This is a genomic window from uncultured Oscillibacter sp. (assembly GCF_910584465.1).
GTDB lineage: Bacteria > Bacillota > Clostridia > Oscillospirales > Oscillospiraceae > Oscillibacter.
On the sequence record NZ_CAJUBK010000027.1, the window covers coordinates 1 to 14,485 of the forward strand.

The window sequence follows — 14,485 nt, forward strand, 5'->3', positions numbered from 1 at the left end:
CGGGTACTTCTTTCGGCGGAGTGTGAACTTTGTGGATACGAGTGTCAAGCGTGGCGATATTTACTATGCCGATCTCTCCCCGGTGGTGGGCAGCGAGCAAGGCGGCGTCCGGCCGGTCCTGATCATTCAGAACGATACCGGGAACCGCTACAGTCCCACCGTGATCGCGGCAGCCATCACTTCCCAGACCGGGAAGACCCGGCTGCCCACACATATCGACCTCCCCGTGGACCAGAGCTGCGGCCTGAGCCGGGATTCCGTCGTCCTGCTGGAGCAGGTGCGGACCCTGGACAAGAAGCGGCTGCGCGAGCGCATGGGCCATGTGGAGGAAAATGTGATGACGAAGGTGGACACGGCGATCGCGGTCAGCTTCGGACTGCCCCACGACCAGTTGGTTTGAGCATGGATCCTCCCGGCGGAGAGGCCCTCCGCCGGGAGGCGTACAGAGGAGGTACATATGAAAAAAGACAGATGGCTGCTGCGTGCGGTGGTGCTGGTGGTGCTGAGCGCCGTCTTGATGACCGGCGTGTCCCTGGCGGCGGAGGCCGGCTCCGCCGGCGACCCCCTGGTGACGCTGAGCTACCTGAACGACACGTTCTTCGACGAGATCATGCGGCGGGTGGACCAGAAGATCGCCGACCGGACGGGACAGGCCCTCCCCGGCGGCGGGGGATCCGGCGCCTCCGCCTCCTTCGTGGTGGTGACGCTCTCCGAGGGCCAGACCCTCACGGGGGACATCGGCTGCGAGGTGATGCTCCGGGTGGGCAGCGCCGTCTGCGTCTCCCCCTCGTCCCCGGGCCTGATCGACGAGACCGCCGGGACCACGCTGGCGGGCGGCGGCGCGCTGGTCCAGAACCACCTGTACATGATGACCATCGAGGGCCGGGGCGTCCGCGCCGGAGCGGGCACCACCAAGGTCCTGGCGCGGGGGAGCTATACCATCGTCTGACGATACATAACGGGACCCGCTTGCGCATAAGATCGCGTAAGCGGGTCTTCTCTGCCGCGGGCATGGCGGGGACCGGGACGCGCCTTCCCCTGCCCCTCCGGGCGGCGGGGGATGATGCGCCGGGAGGCCCCTTGTCCCCGCGGCGCGGCGGGGCGCGCGGAGCTTTATGACGGGAGGTGGCCGGCGGATATGGACAAATATCCCTTGCTGATGGACGGCAGGCCCACGGGGGAGCTCGTCACGGAGCGGGAGGGGCTGTATACCTGGTTCTCGGCCCGCTGCCCCCTGCCGGAGGGCCTCTGGTGCGCCTGGGCCGTGGGGGAGCGGGGGGAGCTGCGCCTGGGGGTGCTGGAGCCGGAGGGACGGCAGGGGGGCATCCGCCGCCGCTTCTCCGGACCGCTCACCGCCCCTCTGGGCCGTCTCCTGCGGGGGGAGGTCCGTCCGGCGGGCGTGAAGGAGCCGGAGGGCTGGGAGCCCGCCCCCGACCCGGCGGGGCTGTTCCGGGCCCCGTGGCTCCGCCAGAGGCTGAAGGGGGCCCAGGGGGCCCTGCTGCGGCGGGCGGGGGAGGTCCGGTATCTGGCCCTGCCCTATGACAAGAGGAAGCCCTTCCCCCTGACCACGCTGTTCTGCTTTGCCCGCCTCCAGAAGATCGGGGCGGCGGGCTATGTGGTGTACGCTTTCGACGGACAAGACCGGCCGGTTTTTTAGGCATGGAAAAAACAGGGAAAAATTTTTAAAATATTTTGTCATTTTCCTATCTATTTTGAAAATGCCGTGATATAATACCCGCAAAGCAGGATACCGCACCTATTTTGCGCGTATAGCACACCGGGACTCCACACCTGTGCTATCACCTCCACGAAACGCAGGAAATACGAAAAGCGTCCGCGTCCGCGGGCGCGGGCCGCCGGGAGACCGGCAGAGATCAGGAGGTCCCACCATGAAATGCCCCTATTGCGGTTTCAACGAGAGCAAGGTCATCGATTCCCGCCCAGCCGACGAGAACAACAGCATCCGCCGCCGGAGAGAGTGCCTCTCCTGTTCCCGGCGGTTCACCACCTATGAGACGGTGGAGAGCCTGCCCGTGGTGGTGGTGAAGAAAGACGGCAGCCGCCAGAGCTTCGACCGGGGGAAGGTCCTCAGCGGCATGATCCGGGCCTGTGAGAAGCGGCCCGTCCCCGTGGCGAAGCTGGAGAAGATCGCCGCCGATATCGAGCAGGAGCTCCAGAACTCCATGGAGCGGGAGATCAGCACGGAGATCATCGGCGAGCGGGTCATGGAGCACCTGCGGTCCATCGACCAGGTGGCCTACGTCCGCTTCGCCTCCGTTTACCGCCAGTTCAAGGACATCGACAGCTTCATGGAGGAGCTGACGAAGCTGCTGGCGGAGCAGAACCAGCGCTAGACCGAGCCAGCGGCAGATCGAGGATAGGCCCGCCGGGATCCTCCGGCGGGCCGTTTTTCCCCCTTGCAAAGCGGGGGACATTTGCTTATACTATCTTTTTGGGATGGAGGGCGCGTATGCTGTATCATATCCTCGCCGTGGGCGACGTCGTGGGGGAGCCTGGGCTGCGGCACCTGGAAAAGGTCCTGCGGCCGCTGCAAAAGCTGAAGGGGGCCTCCTTCACCGTGGTCAACGGGGAGAACGCCTCCGGCGTGGGGCTGACCCGGGATCAGGCCCGGCGCATCCGGGACGCCGGGGCCGACGCCGTGACCCTGGGCAACCACGCCTTCGGGAAGCCGCAGATCTCCGGCCTCCTGGACGACGCGCCTTGGCTGCTCCGGCCCGCCAACTACTCCGGCAGGGCCCCCGGCCACGGCTGTGAGATCTTCGACCTGGGCGGCGTCCGGGTGCGGGTGGTGGATCTGATCGGCCGCTGCGGCCTGGCCTGGAACGCGGACGATCCCTTCACCACGGCGGACCGCCTGCTGGAGCGGGGGGAGGCGGAGCTCACCCTGGTGGACTTCCATGCCGAGGCCACCAGCGAGAAGCTGGCCCTGGGTTACTATCTGGACGGGCGGATCTCGGCCCTCTGGGGGACCCACACCCATGTCCCCACCGCCGACGAGCGGGTCTATCCCAAGGGGACAGGCTATATCACCGACCTGGGCATGACCGGGCCCATCGAGTCCGTTCTGGGCATCGAGCCCTGGCAGTCGGTGGAGAATTTCCTGGGCGGCCTGCCGGGCCGGTACCGGCAGCCGGACGGGCCCTGCAAATTGCAGGGGGCCGTCTTCACCCTGGACAGCGCGACCGGGCTGTGCACCGCTGTGGAGCGGGTGGACATCCGGTGAACAGAACAGAAAGAGGGTCATCACCATGTCTATCGAGAAAGTGAGAGCGTATTTCAAGGGCTTTGGCATCGAGGACCGCATCCGGGAGTTCGAGGTCTCCTCCGCCACGGTGGAGCTGGCGGCGGTGGCCGTGGGCGTGGAGGGCGCGCGCATCGCCAAGAGCCTGAGCTTCAAGGTGGGGGACAAGCCCGTCATCATCGTCGTGGCGGGAGACGCCAAGATCGACAACGGCAAATATAAGGCCCAGTTCCACACCAAGGCCAAGATGCTGACCCATGAGGAGGCCCATACCCTCATCGGCCACGACGTGGGCGGCGTGTGCCCCTTCGCCCTGCCGGAGGACACGGAGGTCTATCTGGACGTGTCCCTGAAGCGGTTCGGGACGGTCTTCCCCGCCGCCGGCAGCGACAACAGCGCCATCGAGCTGACCTGCGAGGAGCTGGAGGAGTATTCCTCCAACTTCCGGCAGTGGGTGGACGTGTGCAAAGCCTGGCAGGCAGAGGGCTGATATGCTGAAGTTCATCCATGCGGCGGACTTCCACCTGGACAGCGCGTTCGCGGCCCTGCCCGCTGGGCGGGCGGTGGAGCGGCGGCGGGAGAGCCGGGAGCTGGCCTTCCGGCTGGCGGACTACGTGAACGGCCGCGGCATCCGGCTGGTGCTGCTGGCGGGGGACCTGTTCGACAGCGCCGCCCCCTACCGGGAGACCGGCGAGGCCCTGGCGGAGGCCCTGGGGCGGATGGAGGCCCAGGTCTTCGCCGCGCCGGGGAACCACGACTGGTACGGTCCGGGCAGTCCCTGGCTGACGGTGGAGTGGCCGGAGAACGTGCACATCTTCCGGGAGGACGCCATGACCGCCGTCGAGGTCCCCGCGCTGGGCGTCACGGTCCACGGCGCGGCCTTCACCGGGCCGGAGCGGGGGAGCAGCTTCCTCAAGGGCTTCACCGCGCCCAAGGACGGCAAAGTACACATCGGCCTGCTCCACGGGGAGGTGGATCCGGCGGGGGAGCGGTACGATCCCCTGCGGCGGGAGGAGATCGCCGCCAGCGGCCTGGCGTACCTGGCCCTGGGGCACATCCACAAGCGGGGGGAGCCCAGAGCCTATGGCGGCACCCTCTGCGCCTGGCCCGGCTGCATCGAGGGGCGGGGCTTCGACGAGCTGGGGGAGAAGGGCTTCTACGAGGGCGTCATCGACGGCGGGGAGGTCTCCGCGGCCTTCGTGCCCTTCGCCCGGCGGAAGTATGAGATCTTGGACGTGGACGTGACGGGGAGGTCCCCCCGAGAGGCCGCGGAGGCCGCCCTGCCGGGAGATACGGCGGAGGATCTCTACCGCCTCCGCCTCACCGGCGAGAGCGGGGAGGGCGGCGCGGACGCCAGGGCCCTGGAAACGGCCCTGGCCGGGCGGTTCTACGCGCTGGAGGTCCAGGACCACACCCGTGTGGCGGCGGACGTCTGGGCCCGGGCGGGGGAGGACTCCCTGCGGGGCCTGTTCCTGCGGGAGCTCCGGGCGAAGTGGGACGCCGCCGGGGACGACGGGGAGCGGGACCTCATCGTCCGGGCGGTCCGCTTCGGCCTGGCCGCGCTGGACCACCGGGACATGGGCTGATGGGGATCCGGGCAGATCTTGCCGGGGGGTCCGAAGAAAATCCTTGCAATCTCGGGAAGAGTGTGATATCCTATTCAGGCTACAAAGGGCGGTCCTCTGCCGCGGACCGGGAAACGGCCCAAGGAGCGGGTAAGAACGCCTATGATAACAGGAGGAGATACCCATGGATCTGATCAAGGAACTGAACAAAGAGGCGCTGGGCAAAGAGACGCCCAAGGTGCAGATCGGCGACACCGTCCGCGTGCACGTGAAGGTCAAGGAAGGCTCCCGTGAGCGTATCCAGGTCTTCGAGGGCACCGTCATCGCCAAGAAGCACGGCGGCATCGAGGAGACCATCACGGTCCGCCGCATCTCTTACGGCGTGGGCGTGGAGAAGGTGTTCCCCATCCACTCCCCCTCTATCGACACCATCCAGGTCGTCCGCAACGGTTCCGTCCGCCGGGCCAAGCTGTACTATCTGCGCGGCCGTGTGGGCAAGGCGGCCAAGATCAAGGAGAAGCTGTAAGCTCCGAACGGATAAAAGAGAGGCGGGAGCCTCTCTTTTTTCGTTCGCCCCGCTCCCGGCGGGGACGCGGAGGAGGGGTGGGAGGCGGTCCCCGGCGGCGGCGCCGGTCCCCGGAGGGCCCGCCGATTTTCCCCCTTGCATTTCCTCCGGCACTGTGTTATAAATAATAATCGATACCGCTATCTGCGATGAACGGGAAAATAACGATCACGCCTCGCCAAGAGAGGATGGGCCGCCGGCTGAGAGCCCGTCCGCGAAGCGCCGTTTGGTTCGCCCGGGAGCCGCCGTGGAGACACGGCCGGTCCGCCCTCCGTTACCGGGGCCTCGAGCGCGCGCCTCCGGGCGCGAATCTGGGTGGTACCGCGGAAGGGGAACATGCCTTTCGTCCCAATGTTTGGGACGAAGGGCTTTTTTATTTCCCCGGCGTTTCGAGGGAGGGCCCGCTCCCTCAAGGGCCCTCCGCCGTTCATCTGCGGCGCCGCCCCGGTGACGGGGCGGGAGGGGCCGGCCGCGCAGGCCCGGAGGCCGGTCCGAGAACGCGTTCGGAGGGCCGCCGGCATCGCCGCCCTATCCAAGGAAAAGGAGTCATACCATATGAAAGAACAGTTGGAAGCCATCCGCAAAGGCGCGCTGGAGGCCATCGGCGCGGCCCAGGAGACCGCCGGGCTGGAGGCCCTCCGGGTCAAGTACCTGGGCAAGAAGGGCGAGCTCACCGCCGTCCTGAAACAGATGGGCGGCTTGTCCGCCGAGCTGCGGCCCGTCATGGGCCAGCTGGCCAACGACGTCCGGGGGAGCCTTGAAAAGGCCATCGAGGCCCAGTCCGCGATCCTCTCCCGCAAGGCCCTGGAGGCCAGGCTCACGGCGGAGGCCGTGGACGTGACCATCCCCGGCCGGCGTCCCCCCCGGGGCCACAAGCATCCCATGTATTCCGTGCTGGACGAGATGAAGGAGATGTTCCTGAACATGGGCTTCGAGGTCATGGACGGCCCGGAGATCGAGCAGGCGGACTATAACTTCACCAAGCTCAACGCCCCGGAGGATCATCCCTCCCGGGACTGGACGGACACCTTCTACCTGACGGAGGACTCCTCCATCCTCCTGCGTTCCCAGACGTCCCCCATGCAGATCCGGGCCATGGAGGGCTTCGGCGTGCCCATCCGCATGGTCTCCGCCGGGCGGGTGTACCGCAAGGACGAGGTGGATGCCACCCATTCCCCCATGTTCCACCAGATCGAGGGCCTGGTCGTCGACAAGGGCATCACCATGGCGGACCTGAAGGGGACCCTGAACGAGGTCATCCGGCAGATCTACGGGCGGGACACCGTCACCCGGTTCCGGCCCCACCACTTCCCCTTCACCGAGCCCAGCTGCGAGGTGGACATCCAGTGCTATAAGTGCGGCGGCAAGGGCTGCCCCACCTGCAAGGGCGAGGGCTGGATCGAGCTGCTGGGCGCCGGCATGGTGCACCCCAAGGTGCTGCGCAACTGCGGCATCGACCCGGAGGAGTATTCCGGCTTCGCCTTCGGCTTCGGCCTGGAGCGGATGGCGCTGGGACGGTATAAGATCAGCGACATGCGGCTGATCTTCGAGAACGATATCCGCTTCCTGGAACAGTTCTGACGTTGGCTCCTTGGCAGGAGCGGGGCTGATCTTCGCCCTGGCGGGCGGGGAGGGATCCAGCCATGATGATGGCTGGTCCATTGCACCCCCCATTTTCTCTTTTTATTCCCGAATAAAAAGAGAAAACGGGCCGTGCACGGTCCAAAAGAGAAAAACAAGGGGATGCGGTTCACGGGGGCGCGCTGTGAGTTCCTCCGATTCCAGGCATGTCCCTGCCCGCGGCTCAGTTTTAGCGGGGGGTTTGGAGGTCGAAGTATGGCCTGTCCTTCTCTCCTCGCTGCCGCTGACCCGGCGGTCGTGGGGAGCTCTGCTCCTACCGGTTACGCCCCGCCTTGTAGGGGCGGACCTGTGTGTCCGCTCTCCCTCCGGCTCCACCCTTCTGCTGATGATACACCCTGTGGGGCCTGCCCCTCAGGTCAGGCCATTTTCTCTGGAGGATCGTTCTCCCGGCTGCTTGGCTTACCAGACCAGCGGCAGCGGAAAGAGGAGATCGTCCATTCCACGACCTCCAAAGCCCCCGCGCGGGCCGAGCCGCGGGCAGGGACATGCCTGTCTCAGGAAGTCCCCGGCCGCGCCCTCGTGACCGCATGTTCGTCTTTTTCTCTCTTCCACCGTGCACGGCGCATCCTCTCTTTTTCTGCGGACAGAAAAAGAGAGAATGGGGGGGTGCGATGTACCAGCCGGCATCCCGGCTGAATCCTTCTTCAAGGAGTTAAGACTATGAAACTTTCCCGTAAATGGTTGCAAGAATTCGTTGACATAGGCCCGGTCGGCGACCGGGGATTCGCCGAGGCCATGACGATCTCCGGCTCCAAGGTGGAGGTCACCGAGGACTTGGGGGCCGGGATCTCTAACGTGGTCGTGGGCCGCATCGAGAAGATGGAGCGCCACCCCGACAGCGACCACATGTGGATCTGCCAGATCGACGCCGGCCAGGACGGGCCCGTCCAGATCGTCACCGGCGCGTGGAACATCCACGAGGGGGACCTGGTGCCCGCGGCCCTGCATGACTCCACCCTCCCCGGCGGGAAGAAGATCGAGAAGGGCAAGCTCCGGGGCGTCCTCTCCAACGGTATGCTCTGCTCCCTCAGCGAGCTGGGGCTGGATACCCGCGACTTCCCGTATGCCGCCATCACCGCCGCCGCCCTGCTGAACGACTACAAGCCCATCGACCCCGAGAAGCCCTCCATCCCGGCGGACGTCGTCCCCGGCCATAAGATCTACGGCTCCGTCAAGGCCGCCTTCGTGACCAAGGTGGAAAACCTCGGGGATGGACGCTTCACCGTGAGCTGCGACAGCGGCGGGACCTATCACACCATCACCACATCCTTGGCCAACATCCACGAGCACGACACGGTGGCGCTGGATACCAAGACGGAGCGCATCTGCACCCTGGCGGACCTCCGCGCGGAACAGCGGGAGTTCCCCCACTGCATCGAGGACGGCATCTTCGTCCTCCACGAGGAGGGGGCAAAGCCCGGCGACGACATCCGCCCGGTCATCGGCGCGGACGACCACGTGGTCGAGTTCGAGATCACCCCCAACCGGCCGGACTGCCTCAGCGTCATCGGCCTGGCCCGGGAAGCCGCCGTCACCTTCGGCAAGCCCCTCAAGCTCCATGAGCCCGTGGTGAAGGGCGGGGGCCCCGGCTCCCTGCCGGATCTGCTGGACGTGGAGACCCCGGATCCTGAGCTCTGCCCCCGCTACACCGCCCGGATGGTGCGCAACGTCAAGATCGGCCCCTCGCCCAAGTGGATGCGGGAGCGCCTGCGGGCCAACGGCATCCGGCCCATCAGCAACATCGTCGACATCACGAACTACGTCATGCTGGAATACGGCCAGCCCATGCACGCCTTCGACTACCGCTATATCAAGGACGGCAGCATCGTGGTCCGCCGGGCGCGGGACGGCGAGGAGCTCACCACCCTGGACGGGAACGTATACCGGCTGGACCGCGGCATGCTGGTCATCGCCGACAAGACCCGCGCCGTGGGCCTGGCGGGCATCATGGGCGGGCTGAACAGCGAGATCGTGGAGGACACGGTGGACGTGGTCTTCGAGTCCGCCAATTTCGACGGGGCCTGCATCCGCAGGACCGCCCTGGCCCTGGGCAAGCGGACCGAGGCGTCCGCCAAGTTCGAGAAGGGCCTGGACATCCTGAACACCCTCCCGGCGGTGGACCGGGCCTGCGAGCTGGTGGAGCTGCTGGGGGCCGGCGAAGTCGTGGACGGCGTCATCGACATCCTGAACTACGTGCCCCAGCCCGTCACCTTGAAGTTCGAGCCGGAGAAGATGGACCGCTTCCTGGGCGTGGACATCCCCGTGGAGGACCAGCGCAAGACCCTGACCGCCCTGGGCTTCGGCCTGGAGGGGGACACCATCACCGTGCCCTCCTGGCGCAGCGACGTGGAACACTGGTCCGACATCGCCGAGGAGACCGCCCGGTTCTACGGGTACAACAAGATCCCCGATACGCTCTCCTCCGGTCTGGGCGAGCGCCGGGGCTGGACCCCCGTCCAGCAGGCGGAGAACGCCGCCGGGGCCCTCTGCCGGGCGGCGGGCTACAGCGAGATCATCACCTATTCCTTCATCAGCCCCTCCTATTATGATAAGATCAACCTCCCTGCGGACTCTCCCCTCCGGGACTCCATGAAGATCCTGAACCCCCTGGGGGAGGACACCTCCATCATGCGCACCACCACCCTGCCCTCCATGCTGGAGATCCTGGCCCGGAACTGCCACTACCGCAACAAGGCCGTCCGGCTCTATGAGCTGGGCCGGACCTACTTCGCCAAAAACGACGGCTCCGGCATGGCCGACGAGCCCAAGGTGCTGTCCCTGGGCGGCTACGGCGGCGGCATCGACTTCTTCGAGATGAAGGGGGCCGCGGAGGCCGTGCTGGCAGGGCTGCGGATCGGGGACGTCCGCTTCGAGGCGGAGCGGGAGGCCCCCTCCTATCACCCCGGACGCTGCGCCAAGGTCTACAGCGGGGAGCGCCTCCTGGGCGTGCTGGGCCAGATCCACCCCGCCGTGGCCGCCAACTACGGCGTGGACTGCGAGCTCTACGCCGCCGAGCTGAGCTTCACCGCGCTCCTGGAGCGCATGGGCGGCACGCCGGTCTATCAGCCCCTGCCCCGGTTCCCCGCCGTCACGCGGGACATCGCCCTGGTCTGCGACGAGGGCCTCCCCGTGGGCACGCTGGAGGACTGCATCCGCCGGGGGGCCAAGGGCCTGCTGAAGAGCGTGAGCCTCTTCGACATCTACGCCGGCGCCGACATCCCCGCGGGGAAGAAGAGCGTGGCCTTCAACCTGGAGCTGCGCGCCGACGACCGGAGCCTCACCGCCCAGGAGGCCGACGAGGACGTGAAGGGCATCCTGGAGCTGCTGGGGAGCGAGCTGAACGCGGTCCTGCGGTGAAGCGGACCGGGCTCCAGTAAAAATCTTTCGTAAAATTCCTGATGAAACCCTTTACAGTGCGGCAAAAATCGAGTATACTAGAGATGATTTGAAAGGAAGGTGGTGTACCTATGGACGATTTCACCAGAAAATTCAGTCTCGCCTTGGAAAAGGACGCGGAGATCCATCAGATCCTCTCCACGGTCTACAAGTCCCTGGAGGAGAAGGGCTATAACCCGATCAACCAGATCGTGGGCTATATCCTGTCCGAGGACCCCACCTATATCACCAACCACAACAACGCCCGGACCCTGATCCGCAAGATCGACCGGGACGAGCTGCTGCAGGTGCTGGTGCGGAGGTATCTGGGCCAGTAACAAAAAGAGTTACAAATTGTCACCGATCGCGACGCGCATCCCGTGGGATGCGGCTTGCCGCCCACTATGGCGGAGGCCGGATCCCACGGGATTTTTGCGGCTTTTGTCAGGTCTGCCCTATAGAGCTGTCGCTTTTTCGGCAAAATGCTCATAACAGAATGTTGACAAAACGGGAAAAAGATGTTACAATTTGGTTACAAAATTTCAAGGAGGTTTTTATGGCTGGGAAGAACAGCAAGAACGAGGGCCTCATCTATAAGGGCCATCCCCTCCGCAGAGCGGGCAACCTGATCTACTACGGCACGATGGCCGAGAAATATATCATCATGATGCAGGTGCTGGACACCAAGAAGGAGCAGGACCTGGATCTGGCCACGAAGGTCTCCATCCAGCTCCAGCTCACCGCCCCGGACCTGAGGTCCCGGGACCGGGTGGTCAAAAAGAGCGAGAAGGACAGCCTCTACGCGGCGATGGACATCGCCACCGTGTGGCTGGAGCGGGCCCTGGCGGGCAAGGAGAGATGAGGACCGGCCTCTGAGGCCGTCATACGAAAGATACGAGAAAGGAACTGTACACCTATGGACCGATTTGCTGGAAAAGCCGCCAAGTTCCTGGCGCTCTTTGCTGTTATGATGATGACCCTGGCCGTCACCGCCTTCGCCGCCGAGGGCGATCCCCTGGTGATCGGCATCGGCAAGACCACCGGCTCCTCCCTCCGCCTCCGGTCCGCGCCGTCCCTGGACGCGCCCGTCATCACCATGCTGGACAAGGACTGGATCATCGCCGTGCTGGGCGAGGAGGACGGCTGGTATCACGTGGCCCACAACGGCGAGGACGGCTACGTCTCCGCGGAATTCTTCACCATGAGCGAGGAGACCGAGTTCGAGTACTACGGCCGGATCAACGCCCGCGGCGTCAATGTCCGGGCCGAGTCCAACACCGGCAGCGAGATCTTGAACAACCTGGGCCTCGGCTCCGGCATCACCGTCGTCGGCATCGAGGACGGCTGGTACGAGATCACCGGTACATACGGCGACGGCTACGTCCGCAGCGACTACATCAGCCTGACCAACGAGACCCCCCTGACCCCCGGTGCGGCCGTGGGCGACAGCGGCATCGTCGACTTCGCCCGGCAGTACCTGGGCGTCCGGTACAGCTACGGCGGCGCGTCCCCCAGCGGCTTCGACTGCTCCGGCTTCACGATGTATATCTACAAGCAGTTCGGCGTGTCCCTGCCCCACACGGCCACTGGCCAGTGGCAGAGCGGCCTGGGCACCAGGGTCTACAGCATCGGTGAGCTCCAGCCCGGCGACCTGGTCTTCTTCAACGACCCGTCCCGCAACGCCGGAAAGGCCTGCTCCCACGCCGGCATCTACGTCGGCGGCGGCCAGATCATCCACTCCTCCTCTTCCCGGAGCGGCGGCGTGATCTACTCCGACTTGACCGACGGCTACTACAATACATACTTCGTCGGCGGCATCCATATCTGATCATAGGACAAGCAAAAAGCGGCACGGTGAGGCACCGTGCCGCTTTCCTGCGTTTTGAGGGCCGGCCGAGGAAAGGCCCCTTGCGGGCCCCCTGCCCCTGGGAGCGGCGCTCCGGCGCTCCATCCGCTCCCTTCTATGAAAGGGGAGCGGATAGTGCGCTGCCGCGCCCGCCGCTTGGCGGCTGAGCCGGCTTTTTCGGCGGCAACCGGATCGGTTGCGCGGCCGGTTGGTGGACGCAACCGGCGCAACCTGCTATACTGAGCCCATGAAACATGTTTCGACTCTTACAGGGAGGCTATACGAATGAACATCGCGGATATCATCAAGCAGGCCCGGGAGGGCTTAGGGCTCACCCAGGAGGACCTGGCGGAAAAACTGGAGGTCAGCCGACAGGCCGTGTCGAAATGGGAGCTGGGCGCGTCGGTCCCCAGCCCGGAGAACCTGGCGCTTTTGGAGGAGGTGCTGGGAGTCGAGTTTCCCGCGCCGGAGGAGGCGGTCCCACAGGAGGCGGCCCCCGGGGAGGCCGTCCCTCAGCCCGCTCCGAAAGCGCCCTTTTGGAACTGGAAGCGGGTGGTGCTCCTGGTTTTGGGAGTGCTGATCGTGTCGGCCCTGCTGTCCATTGTCATGTTCGAGACCCTCAGGGCGGACACCCATACGGACGCAGCCAGGCACAGGGATCCCTATATCACGGACATCGCCTTTTTCGACGAGGACGCCGCTCCGCTCCGGCCGGATCTGGGGGACGGGTGGTACCACTTTGCCCCTGAGCGGAAGGTGCTGATGGCCGTGGAGTTCCAGGACGGCCTGGAGACCGGTGTGGACGCCGTCTCCCTCTTCCTGACTCCCGCCGGGACGGAGACCTTTGACCTGCGCCAGCAGCTGGCGGTGCAGGCGGTCCCGGACGGCAGGCACCTCGCCCTCTTCGCGCTCCATATCCCGAAGGACCTGATGGGCCATCTGGATATCGTGCTGGGATCCGGCGGTGTGCAGACGGTGGCGGAGACGCTGAACGTGGCGGCGGAGGCCCCGGATGCAGATCCCCTCCCCGGAGAGGAGGGGCCTCTGGCCCTCAGCGCCACGGATATCACGATCGGCTTGGAGGACTCGGTATATCCCGTGCTGGAGGTGCTGGGCGCGCCTGTGGAGGACGTGGCGTGGATCTCGGCGGACCCGGACATCGCGGGGGTCTCCACCACCGGCATGGTCTGGGGCGTGTCCCCCGGTGTCACCACCGTCACCGCCGAGTGGGAGGGCCGGACGGCGGAGTGCCGGATCCGGGTATTCGCCGAAGCCATCCCCACGGACGAGTCCGGCGTGAGCGTATCAGAGTAAAAGAGCGGGGCCGTCAAGGCCCCGCTCTGAGCTTGTTGAAAAACGTGAAGATATCGTCAACGGGAAGGACGGGTGTGTGCGGGAGACCCAGGAGGGGTCTCCTGCACCATTCGGATCAAGAAGTTTTGAGGACTTTCAAAAAAGTTCTCAAAACTTGCTCAGCCTGTCGAAAAGATTTTTCGGCAGGCTGAAAGAGCGGGGCCGTCAAGGCCCCGCTCTTCATTCGCGTATCCCGCCGGGCCTGCCGGGGGGCCCTAAGCGGAGACCGGCACCCCGGCGGCGTTGAGCGATCGCCGGAGATGGGCGAGGTCCCCGTCGAAGACCGCGCCGCCCATGCCCACGTACCAGGCCCCCTCGATATTGAGGGCCAGGTCGTCGATGAAGAAGCACTCCTCCGGCTTGAGGCCGTACTCCCGGAACAGGACCTCGTAGATCTCGTGCTGGGGCTTGAGCAGCTTCCAGTCGGCGGAGACGATCCGCCCGTCGAAGCACTCGCTGCCGGGGATCCGGGGGAAATACCGGGGCAGATCCTCCTTGGCGTTGGACAGCAGATAGATGCCGTACCCCAGGCCCTTCAGCTCCCGGATCAGGTCCGCCATGCCCTCCACGGGCAGGAGGCAGGTCTCCCACCACCGCTCCGTCAGCTCCCGGGCGGCGGTGTGGAGCCGCTCCGGCAGGCGGCGGCACATGGCGGCGGCGGCTTCCTCCCAGGAGAGGGTCCCCCGGTCCAGCTGGACCCACTCGACGGAGGCGAAGACCTCCCGGAGCAGCAGCGGGCGGTCCTCCTCCGGGATGCCGGCGCGTTCCACGAAGAGGTCGGGACGCCAGTGGATGAGCACGTTGCCCATATCGAAGACGATGTTCCGGATCATAAGCTCCTCCTTCGAAAATACATCCTCCTTATTTTACCGCGGCTG

15 protein-coding genes are annotated in these 14,485 nt (G+C 65.7%); 14 read left to right on the forward strand and 1 reads right to left on the reverse strand.

Annotation, left to right across the window (positions count from 1 at the left end; genetic code table 11):
- Nucleotides 1-31: 31 nt before the first annotated feature.
- From QZ332_RS07865 to QZ332_RS07930, 14 genes are all read left to right on the forward strand, one after another.
- Nucleotides 32-400 carry a type II toxin-antitoxin system PemK/MazF family toxin gene (locus QZ332_RS07865; protein ID WP_295764280.1) on the forward strand — a complete coding sequence of 123 codons (369 nt, stop codon included), beginning with the start codon at nucleotides 32-34 and terminating at the stop codon, nucleotides 398-400.
- Between the two features lie 57 nt (nucleotides 401-457).
- Nucleotides 458-949, forward strand: coding sequence for a hypothetical protein (locus tag QZ332_RS07870; RefSeq protein ID WP_295764281.1), 492 nt, complete (start codon nucleotides 458-460; stop codon nucleotides 947-949).
- A 189-nt stretch (nucleotides 950-1,138) separates the two neighbouring features.
- A complete protein-coding gene (locus QZ332_RS07875) occupies nucleotides 1,139-1,657 on the forward strand; it encodes a hypothetical protein (protein WP_295764282.1) in 519 nt (172 codons plus the stop codon).
- Nucleotides 1,658-1,889: 232 nt separating this feature from the next.
- The gene (gene nrdR / locus QZ332_RS07880) at nucleotides 1,890-2,354 is read left to right on the forward strand and encodes a transcriptional regulator NrdR (RefSeq protein ID WP_295764283.1); all 465 of its coding nucleotides are present in this window, start codon (nucleotides 1,890-1,892) and stop codon (nucleotides 2,352-2,354) included.
- Between the two features lie 116 nt (nucleotides 2,355-2,470).
- A complete protein-coding gene (locus tag QZ332_RS07885; protein WP_295764284.1) occupies nucleotides 2,471-3,244 on the forward strand; it encodes a TIGR00282 family metallophosphoesterase in 774 nt (257 codons plus the stop codon).
- Between the two features lie 25 nt (nucleotides 3,245-3,269).
- Complete coding sequence (locus QZ332_RS07890; protein ID WP_295764285.1) at nucleotides 3,270-3,752, forward strand: YbaK/EbsC family protein; 483 nt, start codon at nucleotides 3,270-3,272, stop codon at nucleotides 3,750-3,752.
- Between the two features lies 1 nt (nucleotide 3,753).
- A complete protein-coding gene (locus tag QZ332_RS07895; RefSeq protein ID WP_295764286.1) occupies nucleotides 3,754-4,848 on the forward strand; it encodes a DNA repair exonuclease in 1,095 nt (364 codons plus the stop codon).
- A gap of 163 nt (nucleotides 4,849-5,011) precedes the next feature.
- Nucleotides 5,012-5,353 (forward strand): 50S ribosomal protein L19, encoded by a 342-nt coding sequence (rplS, locus tag QZ332_RS07900; protein WP_295764287.1) that lies wholly within the window; start codon nucleotides 5,012-5,014, stop codon nucleotides 5,351-5,353.
- Between the two features lie 594 nt (nucleotides 5,354-5,947).
- The gene (pheS, locus tag QZ332_RS07905) at nucleotides 5,948-6,973 is read left to right on the forward strand and encodes a phenylalanine--tRNA ligase subunit alpha (protein WP_295764288.1); all 1,026 of its coding nucleotides are present in this window, start codon (nucleotides 5,948-5,950) and stop codon (nucleotides 6,971-6,973) included.
- A gap of 720 nt (nucleotides 6,974-7,693) precedes the next feature.
- Complete coding sequence (gene pheT / locus QZ332_RS07910) at nucleotides 7,694-10,390, forward strand: phenylalanine--tRNA ligase subunit beta (protein WP_295764289.1); 2,697 nt, start codon at nucleotides 7,694-7,696, stop codon at nucleotides 10,388-10,390.
- A 110-nt stretch (nucleotides 10,391-10,500) separates the two neighbouring features.
- Nucleotides 10,501-10,746: an IreB family regulatory phosphoprotein gene (locus QZ332_RS07915; protein WP_295764290.1), complete on the forward strand. Its 246-nt coding sequence runs from the start codon at nucleotides 10,501-10,503 to the stop codon at nucleotides 10,744-10,746.
- Between the two features lie 218 nt (nucleotides 10,747-10,964).
- Nucleotides 10,965-11,270 (forward strand): hypothetical protein, encoded by a 306-nt coding sequence (locus tag QZ332_RS07920; protein WP_295764291.1) that lies wholly within the window; start codon nucleotides 10,965-10,967, stop codon nucleotides 11,268-11,270.
- Nucleotides 11,271-11,324: 54 nt separating this feature from the next.
- The gene (locus QZ332_RS07925) at nucleotides 11,325-12,236 is read left to right on the forward strand and encodes an SH3 domain-containing C40 family peptidase (protein ID WP_295764292.1); all 912 of its coding nucleotides are present in this window, start codon (nucleotides 11,325-11,327) and stop codon (nucleotides 12,234-12,236) included.
- 303 nt (nucleotides 12,237-12,539) lie between these two features.
- The gene (locus QZ332_RS07930; RefSeq protein ID WP_295764293.1) at nucleotides 12,540-13,568 is read left to right on the forward strand and encodes a helix-turn-helix domain-containing protein; all 1,029 of its coding nucleotides are present in this window, start codon (nucleotides 12,540-12,542) and stop codon (nucleotides 13,566-13,568) included.
- Between the two features lie 254 nt (nucleotides 13,569-13,822).
- Here the strand turns inward: QZ332_RS07930 and QZ332_RS07935 are convergent, their stop codons facing one another.
- Nucleotides 13,823-14,440: an HAD family phosphatase gene (locus QZ332_RS07935; protein WP_295764294.1), complete on the reverse strand. Its 618-nt coding sequence runs from the start codon at nucleotides 14,438-14,440 to the stop codon at nucleotides 13,823-13,825.
- Between the last annotated feature and the right edge of the window lie 45 nt (nucleotides 14,441-14,485).

Bases quoted from the DNA above. Each gene is read 5' to 3' on its own strand.
- QZ332_RS07890 (WP_295764285.1), top strand. From the start codon at position 3,270: ATGTCTATCGAGAAAGTGAGAGCGTATTTCAAGGGCTTTGGCATCGAG.
- QZ332_RS07885 (WP_295764284.1), top strand. From the start codon at position 2,471: ATGCTGTATCATATCCTCGCCGTGGGCGACGTCGTGGGGGAGCCTGGG.
- QZ332_RS07920 (WP_295764291.1), top strand. From the start codon at position 10,965: ATGGCTGGGAAGAACAGCAAGAACGAGGGCCTCATCTATAAGGGCCAT.
- QZ332_RS07915 (WP_295764290.1), top strand. From the start codon at position 10,501: ATGGACGATTTCACCAGAAAATTCAGTCTCGCCTTGGAAAAGGACGCG.
- QZ332_RS07935 (WP_295764294.1), bottom strand. From the start codon at position 14,440: ATGATCCGGAACATCGTCTTCGATATGGGCAACGTGCTCATCCACTGG.
- QZ332_RS07930 (WP_295764293.1), top strand. From the start codon at position 12,540: ATGAACATCGCGGATATCATCAAGCAGGCCCGGGAGGGCTTAGGGCTC.
- pheT (WP_295764289.1), top strand. From the start codon at position 7,694: ATGAAACTTTCCCGTAAATGGTTGCAAGAATTCGTTGACATAGGCCCG.
- pheS (WP_295764288.1), top strand. From the start codon at position 5,948: ATGAAAGAACAGTTGGAAGCCATCCGCAAAGGCGCGCTGGAGGCCATC.
- nrdR (WP_295764283.1), top strand. From the start codon at position 1,890: ATGAAATGCCCCTATTGCGGTTTCAACGAGAGCAAGGTCATCGATTCC.
- QZ332_RS07875 (WP_295764282.1), top strand. From the start codon at position 1,139: ATGGACAAATATCCCTTGCTGATGGACGGCAGGCCCACGGGGGAGCTC.
- rplS (WP_295764287.1), top strand. From the start codon at position 5,012: ATGGATCTGATCAAGGAACTGAACAAAGAGGCGCTGGGCAAAGAGACG.
- QZ332_RS07895 (WP_295764286.1), top strand. From the start codon at position 3,754: ATGCTGAAGTTCATCCATGCGGCGGACTTCCACCTGGACAGCGCGTTC.
- QZ332_RS07925 (WP_295764292.1), top strand. From the start codon at position 11,325: ATGGACCGATTTGCTGGAAAAGCCGCCAAGTTCCTGGCGCTCTTTGCT.
- QZ332_RS07870 (WP_295764281.1), top strand. From the start codon at position 458: ATGAAAAAAGACAGATGGCTGCTGCGTGCGGTGGTGCTGGTGGTGCTG.